Genomic DNA, 24504 nt, shown 5'->3' with positions numbered 1-24504 from the left:
CTTTTCCAAAGAGACCACCCTGCTTTTTTCAATTTCAGAAAACAGAATCAAATCCAGCAGAAGTTTCTTTTGATAGTCTACATGAGAGTTCCAATTACACAACATTAATATAGCCTCCAAAACCAGTGTTATGGCAATTAATACCATACGCTGTGGTTTTCAAATTTTTGGAAGCTAATGTCAAGGTGTACAGTAACCATATATGGTTACTACTGGTAAATGTTGTTGGAAAATTTAAAGTAAAAAACTGGAGAATGTTAGAGGTGCGAGAAGAAAATTGCATCTTAAAACATAGAGCTCGAAAGCTATTGGAGTTTTCGAGAGTATTATAAAAAGACATAGGAGGGTATTGTTATGAAATCTAAATTCAAACCGTTTAAATGTTTTTTGCTTGCTGCGGTTTTCCTGTTTGCAGCTGTCATTACAGGTTTGGGTCCGGCAGCATGGGCCGCATCCGGACTGACCTCGGATTTTGATCAGTTGAATAATTCACAGATCGTTTCTGCCATGGGTGCGGGCTGGAATCTGGGAAACCAGCTTGAAGCTGTTGTCAATGGAACTCCGGGAGAAACAGCCTGGGGAAATCCTGTTGTTACAAAGGCTCTTATTCAGAAGGTAAAGGGAGCAGGCTTTAAAACCATCCGGATTCCTGTTTCATATTTCAGTAAGATAGGAAGTGCACCCAATTACACCATTGATGCGGCCTGGCTGTCCAGAATAAAAGAGGTGGTTGACTATGCATACAGTGAGGGCATGTACGTAATTATCAATATACACGGCGATGGTTATAATACCATCGGAGGTTCCTGGCTTTTATGCAACTCCGGTGATCAGACAACCATAAAGGCAAAATATCAAAAGGTATGGCAGCAGATCGCAAATACGTTTGTAAATTATGACGAGCATTTGATTTTTGAATCAATGAATGAGGAATTTGACGGCAGCTATGGTACGCCTAATCCCACATATTATTCGAATATAAACGCCTACAATCAGATTTTTGTCGATACGGTGAGGCAGACCGGAGGGAACAACAGTGCCAGATGGCTTCTGATTCCGGGCTGGAATACAAACATTGATTACACAGTGGGAAATTACGGCTTTGCGATGCCGTCCGACAATTACAGATCGGCCGCTGTTCCTGCCTCCGAAAAGAGGATAATGATATCGGTTCACTATTATTCACCCTGGGATTTCTGCGGTGAAGAATCCGGTACAATAACCCAGTGGGGAGCAACGGCAAAGGACCTTAACAGGAAATCCACATGGGGGCAGGAAGACTACATGGATTCACAGCTCAAATCGGTTTATGACAAATTTGTTGTAAACGGTTATCCTGCCGTGATCGGCGAATTCGGTTCGGTTGACAAGTCAAGTGCCGATCCCGACAACATTGCCTACCGTGAAATATTTGCAAAAACACTTTGCAGCCTTGCCAAAACCTATGGCTCTGTTCCGGTATATTGGGATAACGGCTATAACGGGGCATACGGATTTGCTCTGTTTAACAGAACCAACCTGACTGTGACCCAGCAGACTGTCATAAATGCCATAATGAGCGGAATTGGCACAGGTACCGGCCCGGTTTACGGAGATGCCAACGGGGATAATGCGGCCGATGCAATTGATTATGCCATTCTTAAGCAATATCTTTTAAAGATGGTCAATTTGCCGGAGAATTCCTTGAAGCTGGTGGACTTGAATAAGGATAATGCAGTGGATGCCATTGACATTGCTATACTAAAGATGTATCTTTTAGGTCAGATTACAAGTCTGCCCAGGGTATAAAAAATCAAATACAATCCCCCTTGAACCTGCAAGAGCTGATTCTGCATTCTAGTGGTCTGTAACACCTAAAAGTCACATATTGCCGACGGTTAAATTCCTGCAGAATTTCGTTGTAGTCCTTGTCAATACATACAGTATTGCCTTCGTCCTCCGCCTTATCCTGCAAAAATTTCCCCGCCGGCAATATACGTTTTAGATGTTACAGACCACCAGGGGGATTTGCTATACATGACAATATACATTGATACCAATCATAACGGTTTTCTAAAAACATTTAAATATCTCCAGGCTTTCATTGACATTTCTATCCACAAAATATAATATTATAACATAACCTGTAATACAGGTAGACAACATACAGCTATGAAATACTTTTGGAATGAAAGGTATGATATTCTTATGCCAATTAAGAAAATTACACGTCAAAGTATAGGCGAACAGGTTTTTGAACAGATGAAGGAACAGATTTTCAATAATGAGTGGAAGAGGGGAGAAAAAATCCCTTCTGAGAATGACCTGGCGGTATCTTTTGGAGTGAGCCGCATTACCGTGCGCCAGGCGCTCCAGAAATTAACGGCGCTGGGTTTGATAGAAACCAGGCTGGGAGAGGGTTCCTTTATCAGGGATGCAGCTCCAGGAATCAATATGAATCCCCTTATACCCATCGCATATTTGAAAGAGAACTCATTACAGGAGATTTTAGAGTACAGGCGGGTTCTGGAGGGAAATGTGGCTGAACTGGCCACCGAAAAGGCTTCGGAAGATGAAGTGGCAAAGCTTGAGGAAGCATATAAATTAATGGAGCAGGTTAAGGATGAATTGGAGCTGTTTTCAAAAGCCGATTTGAATTTTCATCTTCTGCTTGCCAATATGACAAAAAATTCTCTTATAATTCAAACCTTTCACATCTTCAATGATGTGCTAAACCGGGCTTTTTCCCAAATCGTAAACGAAAGGGGAAACAGTGCGGGTATCTATTATCACAAAATGCTGCTTGAAGCGGTAAAAAGCCGAAACTCCGGTGATGCAAAAAAGATCATGCAGGAACATATGGAGGATCTGTACAACACTTTTCAATCAAAAGCATAAAGTCTTAATCACAATAAAATATAAAGTCAGAAAAGGAGTATAGTCATGTATGAATTAAGTGTGTGGAAAACCGGTGCCGACAGGACAAAATGCTGCAGCTGCCAGGAGGATACGGCCGGTGTCGGGAAGGATTTAAACAGCAGTGATCGGGTATTCATGATAGAGCTTGATCCAACCAGGGAGTTTCAGGAAATTGCAGGGTTCGGAGGTGCATACAATGAAGTGGGCTGGGCGGCTGTGAGCTGTCTTTCCCGGGAAGAGCAGGCAAAGGTTTTTGGTGCTCTTTTCGGCGGTGGAGGCTGCCGGTTCAACTTATGCCGCACTCCCATAGGCGCCAGTGATTTCGCATTGGATGACTATTCACTGAACGATGTAAACGGCGATTTTGCCATGGAACATTTCAATATCTCAAGGGACAGAAAAAGACTGATTCCGTACATTTCCAGATCAATGGAAATCAATCCTTCACTAAAGGTCTGGGGCTGTCCCTGGAGTCCTCCTTACTGGATGAAAACCTCGGGTGATATGTGCAATGGAGGAGAGCTTCTGGATACTCCGGAAAATCTCAGAGCTTATGCGGTCTATTTCAAAAAATACATAGAGGAATATGAAAAAGAAGGTGTGCCGCTGCTGGCGGTATGTATACAAAACGAAACCGACGTTGTCAATGTTTATCCCACCTCAACCATGCCGCCGGAATTGATGAAGAAGTTCATAAGGGCTTATCTGATACCGGAACTAGTACGTTTTCAGGGAAAACCATTAAAAACCGGGATTTGGGCGGGTTCCATCCGAAATGTCATGGGATATGCCCATGAAGTGGCAAGTGATCCGGTTATAAAACAATTTGTCAAGGGAATCGGCTACCAGTATTCATCACCGGAAGTGGTAGGGGATTCCTATGAAAAATATCCCGGAATGAAGCTTTATCACACCGAATCTCCATGTCACAACGGAGCAAATTCATGGGAGGAGGCAAAGGAAATATATCTGGATATTGTGTCATATCTTGAAAGCGGATGTGTCAACTACAGCTACTGGAATATGATTCTGGACGAATCCGCTCTGAGCTCGTGGGGCTGGAAACAAAACTCCATGCTTACAATAGACCGCACCACAAAAGAGGTGCTCTATAATTATGAATATTATGTAATGATGCATTTCAGCCGTTTTGTTGAACCCGGTGCCAAAAGAATAGGCTCTTCAGGCAGTGTGGACGGAAGCATGATTGCTTTTAAAAATCCCGACCGGAGCATAATATTGCTGGTTTCCAATTTCTCCAATGAGAAGAGAACAGCTGATATCAGTCTGGAGCAGGAGAATTTCAAGGTTGCTCTGGAGCCGTCGAGCATATATACTTTAAGGTTCTCCAGGGTTTAAAACTTTATATATAATTTTATGCATTGATATTGATTAACTTGGATTAGTGGGAGATGAAAACATGGAGAATATTACACAGAAGAGTTCCTTTGAACGCCGGCTTTGGGCGCAGGTGGATGCACTCCAGCTGGGCTCGGGCTGGGATGAGGAAGATGTGGTCAAACCCCAGATTCTGATTGAGGATGCATATGGCGACAGCCATCCGGGAAGCACCCACCTCAATCAGCTCACCGAGCAGGCCAGGAGCGGCGTCCTTGAAACAGGAGGCTGTCCTGCGAGATTTCATGCCACCGATATTTGCGACGGGTGTGCACAGGGACATAAGGGGATGAATTTTGTGCTGGCTTCCCGGGAGGCCATATGTGATATGGTTGAGGTGCATGGAAGTATGATTTCCTGGGACGGGCTGATCCTGTCCTCCTCCTGTGACAAATCAATTCCTGCACATTTAAAAGCAGCTGCCAGGCTAGACATACCCGCCATATTCATACCGGGAGGCAGCATGAGGCCCGGTCCCAATATGACAACTTCACTGGTGGCCGGGGATATATCCTTACGGCAAAAAAGGAAGGGCGAAATAAGCGACAGTGAAGTCCGAGACTATAAGCTGACCGGCTGCCCGTCAGTAGGAGCATGTACATTTCTGGGCACGGCAAGTACCATGCAGTGCATGGCCGAGGCTATGGGAATGGCATTGCCCGGAAGCGCCCTGGTTCCTGCAACCATGAGGGATATACTCTCATACTCCAGAAAAGCAGGCAGAAAAATTATGGAGCTGGTTTCGAAAGCTGTCACACCGGGCAGAATCATGACCAGGGAAGCATTTGTCAATGCCATTGTCGTACATAGTGCCATTGGGGGCTCCACCAATGCCACACTGCATTTACCTGCTATTGCCAGAGAACTTGGCATTCAATTGACACCTGATATATTTGATGAAATAAACCACAGAATACCGCATATCGGAAACATATTCCCGGGGGGAGAGCACCTTACCGAAGCCTTCTGGTTTGCAGGCGGCGTACCTATGGTGCAGCTGATGCTCAGGGAGTATCTGAACCTGGAGGTGTTGACTGTAACAGGGAAGACCCTGGGAGAAAACCTTGAGGATCTGCAAAGGGACAATTTTTTCAACAGGTACCTGGGCTATCTCTCCAATTACGGTTTAAAGCGGGAAGATGTGATAATACCGTTGAAAGATGCCAAAGAAACGGGGTCCATCGCAGTATTAAAAGGAAATATAGCCCCCGAGGGGTCCATAGTAAAATATTCAGCCTGTGCTGAAGGCATGCGTAAGCACAAGGGCCCGGCCAGGGTTTACAATTCTGAAGAAGCTGCATACTGCGCCGTAGTAAATAATGAAATCAACCCCGGTGAAATAATAGTTATCCGCTATGAGGGGCCCAGGGGCAGCGGAATGCCTGAAATGCTAATGACCACTGAAGCAATTGTCTGCGACAGGAGATTGAACGGTACCGTTTCCCTTGTTACCGACGGCAGGTTTTCGGGTGCCACACGGGGGGCGGCAATAGGGCATGTTTCACCCGAGGCAGCTGCCGGAGGACCGCTGGCCCTCATTGAAACGGGAGATATAATCGAATACGATATTGAAAGCAGAAGCCTTAATGTGGTTGGTATTGACGGTCAGGAAATAGCTTTGGAGGAAGTAGATAAAGTATTTTGCCGCCGGAAGCTGAAAAAGAAAGTCTTTCCGGCTCCTGCCAGAAAAGGTTTGCTTAAGAGATATACCGAGAATGCCCTTTCTGCTATGGAAGGCGCAGGTTATTAAATAACAAAGGAGATTGGGATTATGGAATGTAATTATATAACCCCTGCAATTACTGCATTTGATAAAAACAGACAATTGGACAGGGAAGCCCTTGAAAGCCTGTATGACCACCTCATCGGGGGCGGTGTGGACGGTATTTTGATATTGGGAAGCATAGGTGAGTTTTTTGCCATTCCGTTGGAAGATAAAAAAGAGCTGATCCGCCTTGCCGTCAGGCATATTGACCGGAGAACGAAAGTGCTGGTGGGGACGGGGAGCATGGATGTAAATGAAACCATAGAGCTTTCAAAGTATGCCTGTGAACAGGGTGCAGATGGTGTTGTCGTAATATCGCCCTATTATTTCAGCCTGAGCAATGAAAGCATTGAAGAATATTATGATCTGGTGGCAAAGGAGTGCCCGGGAGACCTGTATCTATATAATTTTCCAGACCGTACGGGATATGACCTTTCACCGGACTTAACACTGAAGCTGCTGAGAAAACATAAGAATATTGCCGGCTACAAGGATACCCTACCCGGTATGGACCACACCAGGGAGCTGATAAAGCTTATCAAGCCGGAGTTTCCCGAATTTAAAATTTACTCGGGCTTTGACGACAATTTTGCACACAATGTTTTATCGGGGGGAGACGGCTGCATAGCGGGATTGTCAAATCTTGTCCCTGAGCTTTGCAGCTCATGGGTAAGAGCTTTCAAGGCTAATGACTTTGATTTGATTGCCGGCATACAGAGGAGAATAGATCAGCTCATGGATATATATCAGGTGGGAAAGCCTTTTGTGCCATATATAAAAAAGGCAATGTTGCTCAAAGGTATTCCTGTCAAGGATTATTGCTCATTCCCGCTGCCTGTGGCAAATGAAGCTCAGATTTTAAAACTTGAGGAAATTTTAAAAAAGACAGATGTGATTTAACTATAAAATAAGTTGTTTCAATGGTATTTTATGGAAGTCTGTAAATGGGTGAAGAATTTCAGTGATGTCCGGCTGGAATTCTTTTTTTTTCGGCAGGTAATTTATTGTGAGCAGCAAAAGAAATGTTTTTTGATCTTATTGACATAAATCAAAAAAGTAAAAAGAAGATAACAAAGTAAAAACATGTGCATGGTGTTATGAAGATACCTTTCCTATAATATTAATTGAGGCCAAAAATAATTTTAAAAGACAGGTGTAATTTTATGCGTTGTGGCTGTCAATTTCCCGGCACGATGTACCTGGGGTAAGCCTGCAAATTTCAAGCAAGCTCTTCTAATCAGGCTTCTCATTGATGGAGACGTTCTCCCCCGCACTATTGAAACTCATTTCTTAAAAGCTTTGTTCCGGTGAGGCAGCAGATATTTGTTACTGAAAGTAACTGTATCTTAAACTAACACAACACGTTAATTTAATTATTTGGATAAGCGATTTTTTATCGGTTAAGGGAGGAGCATTAATGAATCTAATATGTGGTGAGTATAGCCTTATTTTCAGAGAAGGCGGAATTGAGGTTTTAAAAAACAACAAGCTTTTATATTTTAATAAACGTCCGATGTTTGTGACTGTAAAGACAGCATTTGCCGTTAACGAATTTTATGACGATGCTTATAGTGAGACTGCCGCTTCCAGTAATAAAGTCATTGCGAAGGGCGCGCTCACAGTGCCTTCCGGCTCTGTATTCTCTTTTTCGGATGAATATGAAGCTGCAGGTAATGGATTTAGAATAATCCGGAATGTCAAGGTTCTAAAAGCGGGAGATGACCTGGGCTTTTCCACAAAAATATCTTTTATAATGACTGAATCTGATGATGCTCATGAATATAACTGCTTTGCACCCGGTGTCTGGTATAGGCAGAATGAATTTGCACCGGATTACGCCTTTGGAAAAGATCTGGATTGTGAGTATTTCTGGTGCAGGGAAACCAGCTATGCCCTGCCGCTGTTTGCAATGCAAAACATTAAATCGGGAGAGACAGCGGCCCTTTCACGCTGGGGGGCGGATATAACAATGAGGTCACTTGACCTTGTACAGTCTGAAAACAACACCGATCCCCGGTATACAATCGGATCCATAGGCATGAGCAGACCTGAAAGCAAAACCGTTAATTACATGTATTACGGTTTTGAAGTACGAAAGGAAATAGAGACAAAGTGTGATGGGTTGTCCATTGATTATGTTTATCCCGGGTGTGATGGCCAGATGCCCGGAAGAAACAATTTTGGCGGGCTGGACTACAAAAACAGGATCAAAACCTTTCAACGTATCAATCATCCGGTTGAAGCAGGTTTTGAACAAAATTACTCGGTTGCTGTAAATTTCGCGCAATATGGCAGTTTTCAGAGTATGATGAAAAATATCTGGAGAGTGACTTATGACCGTCTTAGGGATAAGTTATTCGAGGTGGACAACGAAATTCATTTTCACAACTGCATGAAGATACTTAATAAGTATACCCGTCAATACGGCGATTCATATGGTCTGCCCTTTGCCTGCCAGCTGCCTGACATGGACATATCCTGTATATCCTTCCAATTCGGCTTTGTAGGGCAGCAGCCAGGCATAGGCTATCAGTTGCTGCGCTTCGGCAGCAAGGAAGACTTCCCGGAGGCTTTTGAAAAAGGTGTGAATATTATTGATTTTTGGGTGAGGACGGCAATGACAGACTCCGGGCTGCCTCAAATGTGCTACAATCCCAATATAAAGGGGTTTGAACCATATCCGCACTATATCCGCATGCTTGCCGATGGAATGGAGGCCATACTGGATTCTTATCTATATATGCGCAGGAATGGAGACGAGCGGCCGACCTGGCGGGAATTCTGCAGAAAGACGGCAGACTGGCTGCTACGCATTCAAAATGAAGACGGCAGTTTTTACCGATCGTACAATACCGATAATTCTGTCCGAATGTACTCAAAGTCAAATACTCCCAGCGTGGTACGTTTTCTTGTGCAATTTTATTTGGTATCGGGTGAGGAGAAATACAAAGCTGCTGCAATCAAGGCCGGCGAGTGGTCATTTGATAATGCTTACCTTAACATGGAATACAGGGGCGGCACCTGTGACAACACTGATATACAGGATAAGGAAGCAGGTATTTATGCCCTGTTCGGCTTCCTGGCCCTGTTTGATTTGACCGGTGATGACAAGTGGCTGGAAGGTGCCATTGGTGCTGCCGACTATACCGAGACCTGGACCTATGCCTGGAAATTCCCAGTATGTGCTCCCTGGCCCAAGCATCCTTTCAACAGGTATTCCATCAGCGGGCAGAGCATCATAACAATCGGAGGCGGTGCAGACGTATATATGGCTGCCTGTGCTTATACTTATTACAGGCTATATTTGATAACCTCTGATGAACATTACCTGGATTTTGCCGAATTCATACACAAAAATACCCGCCAATCCAGCGATATAGATGGCAGCATAGGATATATAATGCCCGGTTTGGGGCATGAAAGCGGTGATTTCACCGGACAGATTCTGCAAAGCCATTATCACTGGCTGCCCTGGTGCACTTTCGTAGAAGCCGACCCTTTGTCAAGACTGTATGATACCTTTGGCGGCTACGAAATTTCGGATGCGCAAAGGTTGCCTCCCGAGGAGCTCAAAAAAAGAAACCGTATATATGACAATTTTGTATAACATATTATTATAAGGACCAGCAGGAGTACCACATACAGAATGCTAACGAATATGGTGCCCCTCAATTAGCTTACTTGTTTAAATTTCACTTGAAGTATATACTAATAGTCTGTAACATCTAAATTCATATATTGCCGAAGGTTAAATTTCCCAGGCACTGCGTTGTCGTCAGCTGGAATAAAGCGATTATTCCGCCCTCCTCCGCCTGGTCCTGAGAAAATTTTTCTCGCCGGACAATACACCTTTTAGATGTTACAGACTATTAGTTTCCATAACAAAAAATGTGAAAGAGGGTAATTGACTTGAACATTTTACAAACAAATTTAAAAAACAGTATTTTCGGGCGCCTTGTTATAACATTTCTTATAATAATAATTCCTATATATGGACTGGCAATATATATGTATAATTGGGGATTATCTACAGTTAAAATTGAAATATCAAAATCTACTATTGCTCAGGTTTCCTTCTACCTTGAAGGCCTTGAAAAAGAAATTGAACGTATGAAGACCCTGCAATATGACTGCTTGAATGATGAAAATCTCAATAAGCTGGCCATCAGATCACAAATTATGAGTATATATGAATCAACTGAAAGCATGCGACAGCTCCAGCAGAGGTTGGTTACAATAAGGAACAGCAGTGTGTATATAAAAAATGTAAGTGTACACATTCTTCCAATAAACAGAACCATTTCCTCCAACTCCGGTTTGGATGATTTAAATATGGAAAAATTTAAAGATATCAGAGTTCCTGTAGGGCTGGGCGGGGCACAGATTATAAGCTATAAAGGAGGACTATATCTAAGTACCCTGCAAAAAAGGGATTTATTAGGCAGTAATCCGCTTTATTCAATTGAAATTGAATTGGATGAAGATGTTTTCAGGCAGGCCTTAACGCAGTTTAATACTTATAATGGAAGTGGCTCGATTTTAATAAGTATTATTGACAAGGGTATTATTTCCAATCAGAAAGATGCAGGGAACACTTATGAAATTAAAACTATTATAGATAAAATCAGTACAGATACCGCCAGCGGCACAGAATATGTTAATATTAAGCAAAAAGGATACTATGTGGTACATGCCAGGTCGACATATCTAAATATGATTCTATTAAAATATATCCCTCAGGAATATGTGATGAAACCAATCAAGAACTTTAATATATGGGTTTGGGTTTTTTCGGTAGCTGTTATAATTATTATACTTATTTATTCTTTCTCTACCTACAAGTTTATGCACAAACCTCTGGTTCAGTTGGTCAAGTCATTCCGTAAGGTAGAAAGCGGGGATTTGCAGGTAGCTATCACTCATGATTCAAACAGTGAATTCGGTTATCTATACAAGCGTTTTAACGATATGGTAAAAAATCTTAATAATCTGATAGATCAAGTTTACAATCAGAGAATATTAATGCAGCGGGCAGAGCTAAAACAATTACAATCACAGATAAATCCACACTTTTTATACAACAGTCTTTTCATGATCAATACCATGGCCTCGATAGGTGATGAAAACCTTGTACCGTTTTCCAGGTATCTTGGTGAATACTTCCGCTTTGTAACCAGAAACTCAGCGGATTATATTCCACTAATTGATGAAATAAATCATGCAAAAGTATATACAAATATACAGTTGATGAGGTTTGCCAAAAGATTGAGGGTGGAATTTGGAGAATGTCCTGAAAAGTATCATAATATAAAAGTACCGCGTCTGATATTGCAGCCCGTTATAGAAAATGCATTTGAACATGGTATTGAAAGAAAAAAGGACAGTGGAATCGTATCAGTTTATTTTGAGGGAAATGATAAACAGCTCAATATAATAGTCGAAGATAATGGAAATGATATGACAGATGAGGGACTGTCAGATTTGAAGAAGGCACTGGATAATACAACGGAAGATTTAGAGATAACGGGAATTTTAAATATCAACCGTCGTATTAAGCTCGTATTTGGGGAAAATAGCGGACTGGCTGTATCAAGAAGTGAAATGGGAGGCCTGAAAGTAATTCTGAAAATTATTGTTTCCGGGGGTGACGAAATTGTACAGAATGTTGATCGTTGATGATGAAGAAATAATTGTTAATAGCTTGTATGAGATATTTAACAATATGAAAAACCTTGATCTTGATGTATATAAGGCATACTCAGGTGAGGAGGCAATTGAATGGTTAAACAGAACCAGGATCGATATTGTCCTGACCGATATCAGAATGCCGGAGATTGACGGTTTGCAGCTGATGGAAACAATTTACAAAAGTTGGCCTCAGTGCAAAGTCATATTTCTAACCGGATACAATGAATTTGAGTATGTATATAAAGCAATTCAGCACACCGGTGTCAGTTATATTTTAAAAACAGAGGACCATGAAAAGGTTATAGGTGCTGTAGAGAATGCAATTAAAGAGATACAAAAAAGTATAAAAATTGAGGATTTGATTCATAAGGCGAAAGAACAGATGAATATGGCAGCAGATCTCTTTCAGAAGGATTATTTCATCCAACTGCTGAGAGGAGATGCATCATTAAATATAAATAAAGCTCAATTTGAGCAGTTATCTATCTCATTGCATTCTGAACAGCCAATAGTTTTATTACTTGGGCATGTAGATAATATTCCCTCAGATGTGACCTATTGGGACAGGATTCAGTATCTTTATTCGGTAAGAATGCTTATTAACCGGAATTTGAATCCTCATATAAGAAGTGTAGTTGTGATGGATGAAAACTACAGATTTGTTTTGTTTATTCAGCCAAAGGAACTGTTCATTCAAAATCAAATTCAAAATGAAACCTCGTATTACTATACCAAGACAGTATCATTTTTGAAAGGAACACTTGAGGTTATCCAGTCGGCCTGCAGGGAATCTCTCAATTTATCAATCAGCTTTGCCTTGAGTTCAGAAGCGTGCAACTGGTCAGAGGTATCGCAAAAGTACTTTTTTCTGAACCAGTTGTTGAACTACAGAATTGGTACGGGAATAGAAATGATTCTTATTGATAATGAAATAAAAAATAATCTGTTGGCTACCAATTCGAGTATTGACGTACCTGAACTTGACACCGGAAACGAGCCTCTGGAAATGTCATTAAGAAAAAGAAATTTTGAATCTATTGAGCAATATCTTGAATCCGGGCAAAATGAGAAATTTTTCGAGGTTCTGACTGAAATAATCGACCCGCTGAAATCAATAAGAAGTAAGAACTGTAGTTTGGCAATTGAAGCATATTATAAGGTATCACTCAGTCTTTTGACATATATCAACCGATGGAAACTAACCGATAAAATTGCTTTCCATATTGCTCAAAACAAACTTATGAGAATTGACATGCATGACACCTGGCTGGATGCTGCTCAATATCTCTATGATATCTCAAATATTATATTTAAGCTTCAGAATGAAGAGCAAAAAAAGAGAGCTGACAATACCGTTGAATATATTCAGAACTTTGTTCAAAGCCACCTTAGTGAGGATTTATCACTGGTAAGGCTGGCAGAACAGGTATACTTGAATCCCTCATATTTATCCAGGTTGTATAAGCAGTTAACAGGAATAAACCTATCTGAGTATATAGACGGTATTCGGATAAAAAGAGCTAAAGAACTATTACAGAAAGAAAATGTAAAAATACATGAGGCTGCCCGAATGGTGGGATATGAGACAGCGGCATCCTTTACCCGCTTTTTTAGGAAAATTTGCGGCTGTTCACCTCAAGAGTACCATGATTCGGCTGTAGCCGGTAGGCAAATGTTAAACAAGTGAGGAATTTTAGATAATGTACCTGATTTTACAGGGGGATGGTAATTGTTGAAAAAACACCTATATAAATATATTTTATTGGTTTTGGCTTTTTCATTAACAGTTATACTTATTATGGCCTGTGCGGGAAGCAGAACGGATAATTTCGCGTCGGAGGACACACTTAAAAGTAGTTTAAATTCTTCATATGGAAAAGTTGATACAGGTCCTTTGGGAAGATATAATCCAACTATTGATATATCATTTGTACGTGGGATAGATGAGGATTTCGCAAAAAATGTACTGCCGAAAACGCCTGGAGAAACTATTCAGGATAATCGCTGGCTCAGATTATACAGGGATGAACTTGGGATAAATGTAAAATATGCGTGGGCTGTAAGAGGTAATGAAACCTCCGATGTATATACTCAAAAGATAAATGTTACACTGGCATCGGGAAATCTTCCGGACGTAACTCTTGTAAATCCGGCACAGTTAAGACAACTGGTTGATTCCGGCATGATTGAGGATATGACTGAATATTTTGACAAGTATGCATCGCCTCTGACCAGGGAGGTTTATAACCAGGAAGGTACGGCAACATTGGACTCAGCTACTATAAACGGAAAATTGATGGCTATACCCGAACCCTATTCATTTGTTGAAGCAGCTCAGTATATCTGGATACGGAATGATTGGTTGACGAAACTGAATCTGCAGGCTCCAAAATCAATGGATGAGCTTTTAAAAGTCGCACAGGCATTTACAACTATGGATCCTGACAGAAATGGGAAAAAGGATACATTTGGAGTCGCAATAACTAAGGATTTATACGGCGGAGGCATGGGAATTGAGGGCTTTTTTGCAGGCTATCATGCATACCCGAATATGTGGGTTGAAGATGCTTCGGGAAACCTTGTATGGGGAAGCACATTACTTGAGACAAAGACAGCGCTGGGAAAACTTGCCGGAATGTACAAGGCTGGAGAATTGGACAGGGAATTTGGAGTAAAAGACGGAAGTAAAGTGGCTGAAGCCATAGCTGCCGGGAAAGTAGGCATTGAGTTTGGAGCTCAGTGGAGCCCCATGTATCCTTTAATCAGCAATTTCAATAATGATCATAATGCGGACTGGACAGGATACCCTCTTGTTTCTGCTGATAGTAAAAAAGCTATGGTTCCTCTAAAATATAATCAAACCAGGATATTTGCAGTAAAAAAAGGTTATCCTCATCCTGAAGCACTGGTAAAAATGATAAATATGCATCTGGAAAAGAACTGGGGAAAGACAGCAGATTTCAATAGGTACTACATGCCAATTGAAAATGAGGGAGTAGGTGTTTGGAAGTTCTCACCTGTAGTCCCCACTCCTCCGTATAAAAATCTGGATGCTTTCCTTGCAATTGATAAAGCGCGTGAAAAAAATAATCCGAATCAATTGAAGGGCGAACCAAAAGCTATACAAACCAATCTTGATGCTTTTTATAAGGGTGATATAACAAAATGGGGCTGGGAAAAGATATATGGAAGAAATGGAGTTTTTAAAATATTAGAAAGTTACAAGGCGAATGACCAGCTTCTTCCGGATAAGTTTGTCGGACCGTCTACAAATACAATGGCGGAAAAAAAAGCAGTTATGGATATGATGGAGAAAGAGGTATTTATTAAGATTATAATGGGAGCTGCTCCAATTGATGAGTTTGATAAATTTGTAAGCGATTGGTATAAAATCGGAGGTAAAGAGATTACACAAGAGGTAAATCAATGGTATGAATTTGCCAAATAATTTATGAAATATTATAAGGATTATATCCGGTTTGGGTATGATCCTTTTTTACGCTTATTATTAGCTGGTTTATATTAAAGGTAAAGAGATGTTAACAAAGTAAAAAAAAGATATGATACTCAATGAATATGAAAAAATCTTGGTAAACAGAAGTTAACAAAGTAAAAACATGTGCATGGTGTTGTTGGAATACCCCTTCTATAATATATTTGAGGCCTCAAATAATTAAATAATAACAGGAGGAAAACAAATGAAGTTTAATTATTTAAAAAAAGCTGTTTCATTAGCAATGGCTATTTCAATGACTGCTGCAATATTTACGGCATGCGGCAGTCAAAACTCAGCAGACAGTTCAGCATCATCAGCACAAAGTACCACCTCTTCATCAGCAGGCAGTTCCGCTTCTGCAAATAAGGATCCTCTGGGCAAATATGATCCTGCAATCGACATTTCATTTGTCAGGGGAATCGATGATGACCTTGCTGCAAATATTCTGCCTAAAACTCCTGGCGAAACACTCGAAGACAACCGCTGGATGAAGGTGTACAAGGATGAGCTTGGTATAAATGTAAATTATGCCTGGACAGTAAAAGGCAATGAAACATCAGATGCATATCTCCAAAAGATCAACGTTACTTTAGCATCCGGAGAACTGCCGGATGTGGTTCTTGTTAATCCATCCCAGCTCAAGCAGCTTGTAGACTCAGATATGGTTGAGGATATGACACAATATTACAATGATTATGCTTCAGAACAATTAAAGCAATATATGACTGAAGAAGGTTCAGGTAATATTGATTCTGTAACCTTTGACGGCAAAATGATGGCTATTCCCGAGAATATAGCAATGAACGAAGGTGCTCAATACCTGTGGATCAGAAACGATTGGTTAAAGAAACTTAATCTGCAGCCTCCAAAGACAATGGATGATGTTCTGAAGATTGCAGAAGCCTTTACAACCGGGGACCCTGACGGAAACGGAAAGAACGATACTTACGGGCTCCCGATAACTAAGGATTTATACAGCGGGTGTATGGGAACAGAAGGTTTCTTCGCAGGTTATCATGCATATCCGAATATGTGGGTTGAGGATAGCTCAGGGAAGCTCGCCTGGGGCAGTACTTTGCCGGAAACAAAGACAGCGCTTCAGAAACTTGCCGATATGTACAAGGCAGGGCAGCTTGATAAGGAATTTGGCGTCAAGGACGGAGGAAAGGTGGCTGAGACAATAGCAGCCGGTAAAGTTGGTATTGATTATGGAGCACAGTGGAATCCGATGTATCCTCTGATCAGTAATTTCAATAATGACAAAAATGCAGACTGGACAGCATATCCAATAGTGTCTTCAGATGATAAAAAGGTTATGGTTCCTCTTAAGTTTAACCAGACAAGAATATTTGCTGTTAAAAAGGGATATGAGCATCCCGAAGCGCTTGTCAAACTCTTCAATATGCATGTAGAAAAGAACTGGGGTAAGACAGCTGATTTTAACAAGTACTATATGCCTGTTGAAAATGGAGCTGTCGGAGTATGGAAGTTCTCTCCCGTGTGTCCTGCTCCTTCCTTCAAAAATCTTGAAGCATTTGTAGCAATAGATGAAGCAAGAAACAATAATGATTTCAGTAAACTGACCGGCGAACCGAAGGTTATTCAGGCAAATATAGAAGCTTATGAAAATGGGGATGATACAATGTGGGGCTGGGAAAGAATCTACGGTAAAGCCGGGGCTTTCCGCAACATGGTAGAATACAAGAAAAATGATCAGCTTCTAAAGGAAAAGTTCACCGGAGCTCCAACTAAGACAATGGCTGAAAAGAAAACTACTCTTGATAAGATGGAAAAAGAGGTATTTGTAAAAATTATCATGGGCTCTGTATCTATTGATGAATTCGATAAATTTGTAAGTGACTGGAACAAATTGGGCGGTGCTGATATGACCAAGGAAGTTAACGAATGGTACGATTCAGTTAAATCCAAATAAGTTTACCGGATGGCTGGAAGGAAAGGACTCATGCAGGTACTGGCAGCATCCTTTCCTTCTTGTCTACCTGTGGAAGCAGGAAACATTTAACCAACATATATTCCGATTAGGGGGCATAAGCTTGAAAAACTTAAATATAAAAAAACAACTACCCTTGCATCTGATGATACTTCCGGGATTTATTCTTTTATTGATATTCAGTTATCTGCCTATGGCCGGTATTGTAATAGCTTTCCAGAAATTCATTCCTGCAAAGGGTTTATTTGGACCTCAAAAATGGATAGGTCTTGACAATTTTAAATATGTCCTTGATCTGCCGAATTTTGGCAGTGTGATATGGAATACAATTTCTATTGCGGTGATGAAAATTATTCTAGGGCTTGTTATTCCGATAATATTTGCTATTTTGATTAATGAAGTTACAAGTAATACTTTGAAGAGAAGTGTTCAGACACTGATATATCTTCCTCACTTTTTGTCCTGGGTTGTACTTGGCGGTATCCTTATTGATATTCTCTCACCTTCAGGCGGAATAGTTAATGGATTGTTAAATTCTATAGGAATTGAGCCAATATTTTTTCTTGGAGATAATAAATGGTTCCCTGCAACCATGGTGTTGACCGAAACATGGAAGGAATTCGGATATGGTACGATAATTTACCTTGCAGCAATCACTGGAATAGATCCAAGCCTGTATGAAGCCGCTCGTATTGATGGGGCCAACAGATGGAAGCAAACATTGAACATCACTTTGCCAGGGATGAAAATGGTTATAGTGCTGCTTATGGTTTTAAGTCTTGGAAATCTTTTGAATGCTGGTTTCGACCAGATATTCAATTTATATAGTCCCCCGGTATATCAAAGCGGAGACATTATTGACACCTTTGTTTACAGAATAGGCTTACTTGATGCTCAATACGGTGTTGCAACAGCAGTCGGACTATTCAAGTCTGTAGTTTCGTTCACGCTTATTTCTGTATCATACTTCTTTGCGTATAAATTTGCAGATTATAGAATCTTTTAAAGGGGGGTATACAATTGAAACTTAAAAGTATAAAAAAACTTAGTGTTTTTACAATAATAAACAGTTGTTTTCTTATTTTGGCAGCACTGCTCTGTATTATCCCGCTTATTCACATTTTAGCGGTCTCATTCAGCTCAAGCTCGGCTGCTGCAGCAGGAAAGGTTGTTTTCTGGCCGGTTGAATTCTCTTTGAATTCATACATGTATGTGGCAAAAAGAGGGGCATTCTGGCATTCAATGCTGGTGTCGGCTGAAAGAATAGCAATTGGAGGAGCTGTTAATCTGGTGCTTACTATTTTGTGCGCCTACCCCTTATCAAAGGAAAGAACCGAATTCAGATTCCGTACATTTTATGCATGGGCATTTTTCGTAACAATGTTATTCAGCGGAGGTTTGATTCCCTGGTATACCGTAATCAGGCAGGCAGGATTGCTTGACAGCATATGGGCGCTTGTGCTGCCGGGTGCTGTACCTGTTTTCAGTGTCATACTTCTTTTAAACTTTTTCAGAGAGGTACCCAAGGAGTTGAGTGAGGCAGCTTTTATAGATGGGGCAGGCCATTGGACAACGCTTTGGAAATTATACGTACCAGTATCTACTCCCGCCCTTGCCACCATAACCCTGTTTTCTCTGGTAGGTCACTGGAATAGTTGGTTTGACGGTCTTATACTGATGAACAAGGCAGAGAATTATCCGCTGCAAAGCTATATACAGACTATTGTTGTTCAGAGATCCTACAGTATGCTTTCACGTCAGGAAATTTCGGAACTTGCAACAGTGTCCGACAGGACTCTAAGATCCTCTCAGATTTTCCTGGGTTCGCTGCCCATAATACTTGTTTACCCATTCCTTCAGAAGTACTTTGTAAAGGGTATTGTTCTTGGCGGCGTTAAGGGTTGATATATCAAGGAGTTCAGGCTTTGGATAAACTTTTGAAATCCAGGCTTGCACTAAACCGAAGGTTGGATTAAAACCGATATGGAGGTAAATTAAGATAGGAGAGTATTTATTATATGGTAAAAATGATTCTGAACACCGATATAAAAAAAGGAATAATAAATAAAAATATATACGGGCATTTCGCTGAGCATCTTGGAAGATGCATATATGAAGGAATATGGGTTGGAGAGGATTCTCAGATTCCAAATATAAAAGGCTTTCGTACAGATGTAGTTGAAGCACTCAGAAAAATAAAAATTCCTGTTTTAAGATGGCCGGGAGGATGTTTCGCAGATGAGTACCACTGGATGGACGGCATAGGGCCTAAAGAAAAAAGGCCCTGTATGGTAAATACTCATTGGGGAGGCGTTGTAGAAAATAATCATTTCGGCACACATGAGTTTTTTGAATTTTGCCAGTTGATTGGTGCAGAGCCGTATATCTGCGGCAACGTAGGCAGCGGCACTGTTCAGGAAATGCAGCAGTGGGTGGAATATATTACCTTTGACGGTAAATCTCCAATGGCGGATTTGAGAAGAGTAAACGGAAAAGATGAGCCCTGGAGCTTAAAATATTTCGGAGTCGGAAATGAAAACTGGGGCTGCGGCGGAAACATGCGGGCCGAATACTATGCGGATCAGTACAAAAGGTATGCCACCTACGTAAGAAACTTTGGAGATAACAAGATATACAAGATTGCAGGTGGTGCTTCGGTGGACGATTATCATTGGACGGAAGTCCTTATGAGGGAAGCCGGAAAGCAGATGGATGGCTTAAGCCTTCATTACTATACAAGAATCTCCAAAGACTGGTCAAAACAGGGGTCGGCAACAGAGTTTAAGGAAAATGAATGGTTTTCGGTTTTACAGAATGCTTTTTACATGGAAGAACTTGTGAACAGGCATGCTACAATCATGGACAAATATGACCCTGAGAAAAAAGTCGGTTTGATAGTTGACGAGTGGGGTACATGGTTTGCCGTGGAACCCGGAACCAATCCGGGCTTCCTGTACCAGCAAAATACATTAAGAGATGCCATTGTAGCAGCAGTACATTTTAATATATTCAATAATCATTGTGACAGGGTTCAAATGGCGAACATAGCTCAAATGATAAATGTTCTTCAGGCAGTAATCCTTACGGAGGGTCAAAAGATGCTTTTGACACCGACATATCATATATTTGATATGTATAAGGTACACCATGGTGCCCGGTTGTTGTCAATGGAATTTGAAAGTCCTGATTATGCACTAGGCGGGGATAAAATATCTCAGATAAGTGTTTCTTCTTCTCAGGACAAGGAGGGGAAAATACATATATCTATTTGTAACCTGAGTCCTTGGCAGGATGCAGACATAGATATAGATATACGTGGTTTTGCTCCGCGATACGCTACAGGAAGCATTATAACCTCCCATGAGATAAATGCCAAAAATACTTTTGATGCACCGAACAATCTGGTGATAAAGTGTCTTGAAGGTATCGGCCTTGTAAACAATCATGTTGTTGGGAAATTACCGCCAAAGTCGGTAGTTATGCTGGAGATAGTGTAAATTTGATTGAATTGCCCGAGAATTTGCTGAAATAAAATGAATACCGGAAATATTTACAAAATGAAATTTATACTTTATAATTTTTATGTCCTGGCATTGAATGTAAACGCCAGGACATTTGCTTTTATTTGTCGGAAAGCATTAGCTTTTTCATATTCACAGGGAGTTATCCGCTAATTATCCGACAGCGGTAAAACTATAATAAAGGTAAACAAATGATAAGAAAGTAAAGAAATGTTAATAGAAGTGAGGTCCTATTCATTTTATAATTTAGATAGTCTATTCTAAATTTATTTGAATCTGTCGCTTGTGCCCACTTTAGAATTTTAAAATGAATAAATATTGGTAATGGCAGGGTTACTTTGCAGAGAAAGCTTGCCAAGCATCAAAAATATTGGATTATTACAGGGGTATCATTATGAAACAGCTATTTTCTCACAGGTTTCTTAATAATTTTTCAATAACACAAAAAATGATGCTTATTTTTGTTGGATGTGTTATTGTTCCGTTTTTAATTCAAAATATATTCTTTTTAAATGCAACAGAAAAGAATATTCAGGAAGAAATGATGCAGCGGCTCCAATTATCCTTAAGTGAAAAAAAAAGCAAGGTCAACGGATGCATATCAGGATCAATGTCTTTGGCACTCAGGTATAATACAAACGAAATGTTGTATAATTTTTTGGACACAAATTATGAAGAGAAGATTAACTATCTTATGGATTATCAGGATAATATCAAAAGTCTGCTGCTTTCCGATCTGGCCTATAACCAACAGGTTATTCAGCTGACCCTCTATTCTGACAACCCTACTTTATTCAATGGAGCCCTTGTTAAAAAAATCGCATCGGACGAATTTGACACTCTTGGAGAGAATTTACTTGATGGCCGGACGGATGAATTAACAAAATCAACAAATGGACCAAGACTAAGAGTAGCATTAGTTCCGCTGCAGTTAGCAACCGAGCACGACAAGAGTCTGAGTATTATAAGGCCTTTGGTCTATTTCCCTCAATATTCAAAATATAAAAAAGCTTTAAGAATAGATATTAATTTGTCTTATATCTCTACAATGCTCAGAGAAAGCGACCTGTTTGACAATATAGTCCTTGTTGATTCCGATAACAGAATAATTGCATCTGCCAATTATTACCATGAGCTAGGTGCATTTGAGGTTTTTTCAGAGGATACACTGAAAAAAGGTATCGTAGTGCTTAAGCAGCCTCTGGGAGATGTACCTCTGTCACTTTATGGTTTTTACGATTCGAATATTATTTCAAAAGAATTTAACTTTATGAGAGGAAAAACTATTTTGATTGCTTTTGGGAGTATGCTGCTGGCATTCTTTTTTATTCTTATGGTAGCAGGTAATATCACTAAAAGGACAAAGCTGGTAGTGAACCTTTCAAAAAACATTGCAAAGGGAAATTTTACACAAATAAGTCAGGATAAAATTGGATGCGACGAAATAGGTGTTCTGGCTGACAGTATTAATCATATGAGTTTACAGCTGCAAACCTTGATTGATGAGGAATATAATTCCCGAATAATTAAAGCCCAACTGGAACGAGAGAATGCACAGGCAAAACTCCTGGCTCTGCAGAGCCAGGTGGACCCCCATTTTATGTTTAATGCACTTGAAAGCATTAGATTAAAGGCTATAGTAAAAAATGAAGCTGAAACTGCCAAGATAATAATGTATCTTTCTAAAATGTTCAGACATCTTATTAATTGGGATGATGACATAATATCGCTTAGCGGAGATATGAAATTTCTAGAAGAGTTTCTCTTTATTCAAAAGTACAGATTTGATGATGAATTTGAGTACGAAATAATGGTTGAAGAGGCAGCGAAGGCCTGTCTGCTGCCAAAGCTTATTATTCAGCCGGTAGTGGAAAATGCCTGTGTTCACGGTGTTGAGTCGGTTTCTCGAAACACAACGGTTAAAATATCCGTGGCTGTAATAGATAATCAGTTAATGATATCTGTTTCTGATAACGGAATAGGAATTGATGAAAGCCGTTTAGCAGAGTTGAAATTGATGCTTCAGGGAGGAAAAAAGCTTACTCACAGTGTCGGCTTGTACAACGTATATCAACGTTTGTCACTATACTATGGCAGGAATTTTACCATGGATATTCATAGCCGGGAGAAATGCGGAACGGAAATAGACATAATCATACCTGTCAGGTACTCAAAGGAGGAATTTTAGTGTATTCAATTATGTTGGTGGATGATGAAAAAACAATCAGGGAGTATCTGCCTAAAGCCATCCCTTTTGAACAAAATGGATTTATGGTAAAAGGTACAGCCATAAATGGAGAAGAAGCCTTGGAAAAACTTACGGTTGTTAAGCCTGACTTAATTCTACTTGACGTAAAGATGCCTGTTATGGACGGACTCCAATTCTTAAAGAAGCTTAGGAAAAGTGACTATTCAGACACTCTGGTTGTCATGCTCTCGGGGTACAGTGATTTTGAATATGCAAAAGAAGCCATGAAATACGGCGTAAAGGATTATTTAACAAAGCCCGTTGATGAGGACGAAATTATCCCGGTACTTCAATCAATTCATAGTGAACTGGAAGATAACGTTGACAGAAAGAGTAATGATTTATTTCGTAAGAATTTGAATATGCTTAATAATTTATACAATGGGGCGGCAATAGGAAGAGAGCAATTTAATGATCATACTCTGATGACCTGCGTCCTTTTGCCTTGCTCATATGATCCTAAAGAAAGTAACCCGCATATCATACTCCAGGATTGTCTTAAGGATTTTTTAGGAGGAGAATTGGAGAACTATTTATTCAGAACCAAAAGCAGTCAGTACACCTTTTTACTTCCGCCTAAAGCATTAGAACCCTTTAACAGCAACAAAAAATGTTTTTCAAATAATCTGCTCCCAATATTAAAAAAGCATAATTTAAATTGTTCCTTATTCTTTGATTCTTATATTTTCAATCATGAGGAAAATACCTTTAGAGAAGATTTATCAAATCATATATATTCCATGCTGACCGAACTTTTTTACTCACCTATTGAGTTTATGGATTACAGTCCGGTCAATTTTACAAGCAGCGGGGAGTTGTGCTTTGAGCGTAAGTATATGGATGAGATCAGAGTAAATCTGCAATCGCTGAAAAGAGATGGCATTATCAATATTATTGATAAATTAATATGGGAAACTCAAAACATTCATTTGGGAATTCACTATATTCAAGAAATAAGTTACAGGATTTATTACCTTATTTTAGATGAAATTAATTCGGCAGACAACCAGAATGAAGCTGTGCTGGCCCGTCCGGAGTGGCTGGATTCCCCGTATTTTATATCTTTCAACAAATGGAAGGATATGCTTTGTTCCATGGTTACAGACGGTTTGGAATATATTGAGCGCAGATGTAAAATGACTAATTTAGGAGTTAGCAAGGATGTTATAAAATATGTACATCTTCACTATATGGAACCAATAAATATAAAAAAGGTGGCCGATAAATTCTTTGTGAATGCGGCTTATTTGGGAAGAGCATTTCAAAAGGCCACAGGAGTTAATTTTAACCAGTATGTGAACCAACTGCGGATAGCAGAGGCAAAAAGGCTTTTGATGCAGACAGACAAACTTATATATGAAATAGCTAATGAGGTAGGTTATTCCGAAAGCTGTTATTTTATCACCAAGTTTACCCAGGAGGTGGGGCAGAGCCCTAATGAGTACAGAAACCACAATGTCAGTGAAAAATAATAAAGAGGCAGAAGGTATAATAATTTATATTTCATGTATTGTTTTTTAAATTACTTTGATTTTGCTC

General features: G+C 40.2%; 15 protein-coding genes. All 15 read left to right on the top strand.

The annotated features are described in order from the left end of the window. Window positions 1-354: 354 nt before the first annotated feature. A complete protein-coding gene (locus T344_RS0111830) occupies window positions 355-1788 on the top strand; it encodes a cellulase family glycosylhydrolase (RefSeq protein WP_027628894.1) in 1434 nt (477 codons plus the stop codon). A gap of 363 nt (window positions 1789-2151) precedes the next feature. After that, window positions 2152-2877 (top strand): FadR/GntR family transcriptional regulator, encoded by a 726-nt coding sequence (locus T344_RS0111825; protein WP_242842066.1) that lies wholly within the window; start codon window positions 2152-2154, stop codon window positions 2875-2877. A gap of 45 nt (window positions 2878-2922) precedes the next feature. Beyond that, window positions 2923-4257 (top strand): glycoside hydrolase family 30 protein, encoded by a 1335-nt coding sequence (locus T344_RS28090; RefSeq protein ID WP_051571784.1) that lies wholly within the window; start codon window positions 2923-2925, stop codon window positions 4255-4257. Window positions 4258-4318: 61 nt separating this feature from the next. After that, entirely contained in the window at window positions 4319-6046 is a 1728-nt protein-coding gene (gene ilvD / locus T344_RS0111815) for a dihydroxy-acid dehydratase (RefSeq protein WP_027628892.1), read from the top strand. A 21-nt stretch (window positions 6047-6067) separates the two neighbouring features. Beyond that, window positions 6068-6961 (top strand): dihydrodipicolinate synthase family protein, encoded by an 894-nt coding sequence (locus T344_RS0111810; RefSeq protein ID WP_027628891.1) that lies wholly within the window; start codon window positions 6068-6070, stop codon window positions 6959-6961. A 517-nt stretch (window positions 6962-7478) separates the two neighbouring features. Then, window positions 7479-9668: a glycoside hydrolase family protein gene (locus tag T344_RS0111805; protein ID WP_027628890.1), complete on the top strand. Its 2190-nt coding sequence runs from the start codon at window positions 7479-7481 to the stop codon at window positions 9666-9668. Window positions 9669-9970: 302 nt separating this feature from the next. Further along, window positions 9971-11737, top strand: a complete 1767-nt coding sequence (locus T344_RS0111800; protein WP_027628889.1) for a sensor histidine kinase — start codon at window positions 9971-9973, stop codon at window positions 11735-11737. Beyond that, window positions 11724-13436 carry a response regulator transcription factor gene (locus tag T344_RS0111795; protein ID WP_242842068.1) on the top strand — a complete coding sequence of 571 codons (1713 nt, stop codon included), beginning with the start codon at window positions 11724-11726 and terminating at the stop codon, window positions 13434-13436. Before T344_RS0111800 ends, T344_RS0111795 begins: the two co-directional genes overlap by 14 nt. A gap of 42 nt (window positions 13437-13478) precedes the next feature. Next, a complete protein-coding gene (locus T344_RS0111790; protein ID WP_117407506.1) occupies window positions 13479-15197 on the top strand; it encodes an extracellular solute-binding protein in 1719 nt (572 codons plus the stop codon). A gap of 250 nt (window positions 15198-15447) precedes the next feature. Continuing rightward, window positions 15448-17178 (top strand): extracellular solute-binding protein, encoded by a 1731-nt coding sequence (locus tag T344_RS0111785; protein WP_027628886.1) that lies wholly within the window; start codon window positions 15448-15450, stop codon window positions 17176-17178. 121 nt (window positions 17179-17299) lie between these two features. Then, window positions 17300-18202 (top strand): ABC transporter permease, encoded by a 903-nt coding sequence (locus T344_RS0111780; protein WP_027628885.1) that lies wholly within the window; start codon window positions 17300-17302, stop codon window positions 18200-18202. A 14-nt stretch (window positions 18203-18216) separates the two neighbouring features. Beyond that, complete coding sequence (locus T344_RS0111775) at window positions 18217-19101, top strand: carbohydrate ABC transporter permease (protein ID WP_027628884.1); 885 nt, start codon at window positions 18217-18219, stop codon at window positions 19099-19101. A gap of 113 nt (window positions 19102-19214) precedes the next feature. Then, window positions 19215-20693, top strand: a complete 1479-nt coding sequence (locus T344_RS0111770; RefSeq protein WP_027628883.1) for an alpha-N-arabinofuranosidase — start codon at window positions 19215-19217, stop codon at window positions 20691-20693. Window positions 20694-21111: 418 nt separating this feature from the next. Then, a complete protein-coding gene (locus T344_RS29725; protein WP_051571782.1) occupies window positions 21112-22905 on the top strand; it encodes a sensor histidine kinase in 1794 nt (597 codons plus the stop codon). Further along, window positions 22905-24437: a response regulator transcription factor gene (locus T344_RS0111755; RefSeq protein ID WP_027628882.1), complete on the top strand. Its 1533-nt coding sequence runs from the start codon at window positions 22905-22907 to the stop codon at window positions 24435-24437. Before T344_RS29725 ends, T344_RS0111755 begins: the two co-directional genes overlap by 1 nt. The last annotated feature ends 67 nt before the right edge of the window (window positions 24438-24504 follow it).

The sequence above is a fragment of the Ruminiclostridium cellobioparum DSM 1351 = ATCC 15832 genome (assembly GCF_000621505.1).
GTDB classification, from domain to species: Bacteria; Bacillota; Clostridia; order Acetivibrionales; family DSM-1351; genus Ruminiclostridium; species Ruminiclostridium cellobioparum.
This window is presented reverse-complemented; position numbering and strand designations above follow the sequence as displayed.

What these genes read in the sequence shown, in the direction of transcription:
- T344_RS0111830 (WP_027628894.1), top strand. Translation starts at nt 355, where the DNA reads ATGAAATCTAAATTCAAACCGTTTAAATGTTTTTTGCTTGCTGCGGTT.
- T344_RS0111825 (WP_242842066.1), top strand. Translation starts at nt 2,152, where the DNA reads ATGAAATACTTTTGGAATGAAAGGTATGATATTCTTATGCCAATTAAG.
- T344_RS28090 (WP_051571784.1), top strand. Translation starts at nt 2,923, where the DNA reads ATGTATGAATTAAGTGTGTGGAAAACCGGTGCCGACAGGACAAAATGC.
- ilvD (WP_027628892.1), top strand. Translation starts at nt 4,319, where the DNA reads ATGGAGAATATTACACAGAAGAGTTCCTTTGAACGCCGGCTTTGGGCG.
- T344_RS0111810 (WP_027628891.1), top strand. Translation starts at nt 6,068, where the DNA reads ATGGAATGTAATTATATAACCCCTGCAATTACTGCATTTGATAAAAAC.
- T344_RS0111805 (WP_027628890.1), top strand. Translation starts at nt 7,479, where the DNA reads ATGAATCTAATATGTGGTGAGTATAGCCTTATTTTCAGAGAAGGCGGA.
- T344_RS0111795 (WP_242842068.1), top strand. Translation starts at nt 11,724, where the DNA reads ATGTTGATCGTTGATGATGAAGAAATAATTGTTAATAGCTTGTATGAG.
- T344_RS0111785 (WP_027628886.1), top strand. Translation starts at nt 15,448, where the DNA reads ATGAAGTTTAATTATTTAAAAAAAGCTGTTTCATTAGCAATGGCTATT.
- T344_RS0111770 (WP_027628883.1), top strand. Translation starts at nt 19,215, where the DNA reads ATGGTAAAAATGATTCTGAACACCGATATAAAAAAAGGAATAATAAAT.
- T344_RS29725 (WP_051571782.1), top strand. Translation starts at nt 21,112, where the DNA reads ATGAAACAGCTATTTTCTCACAGGTTTCTTAATAATTTTTCAATAACA.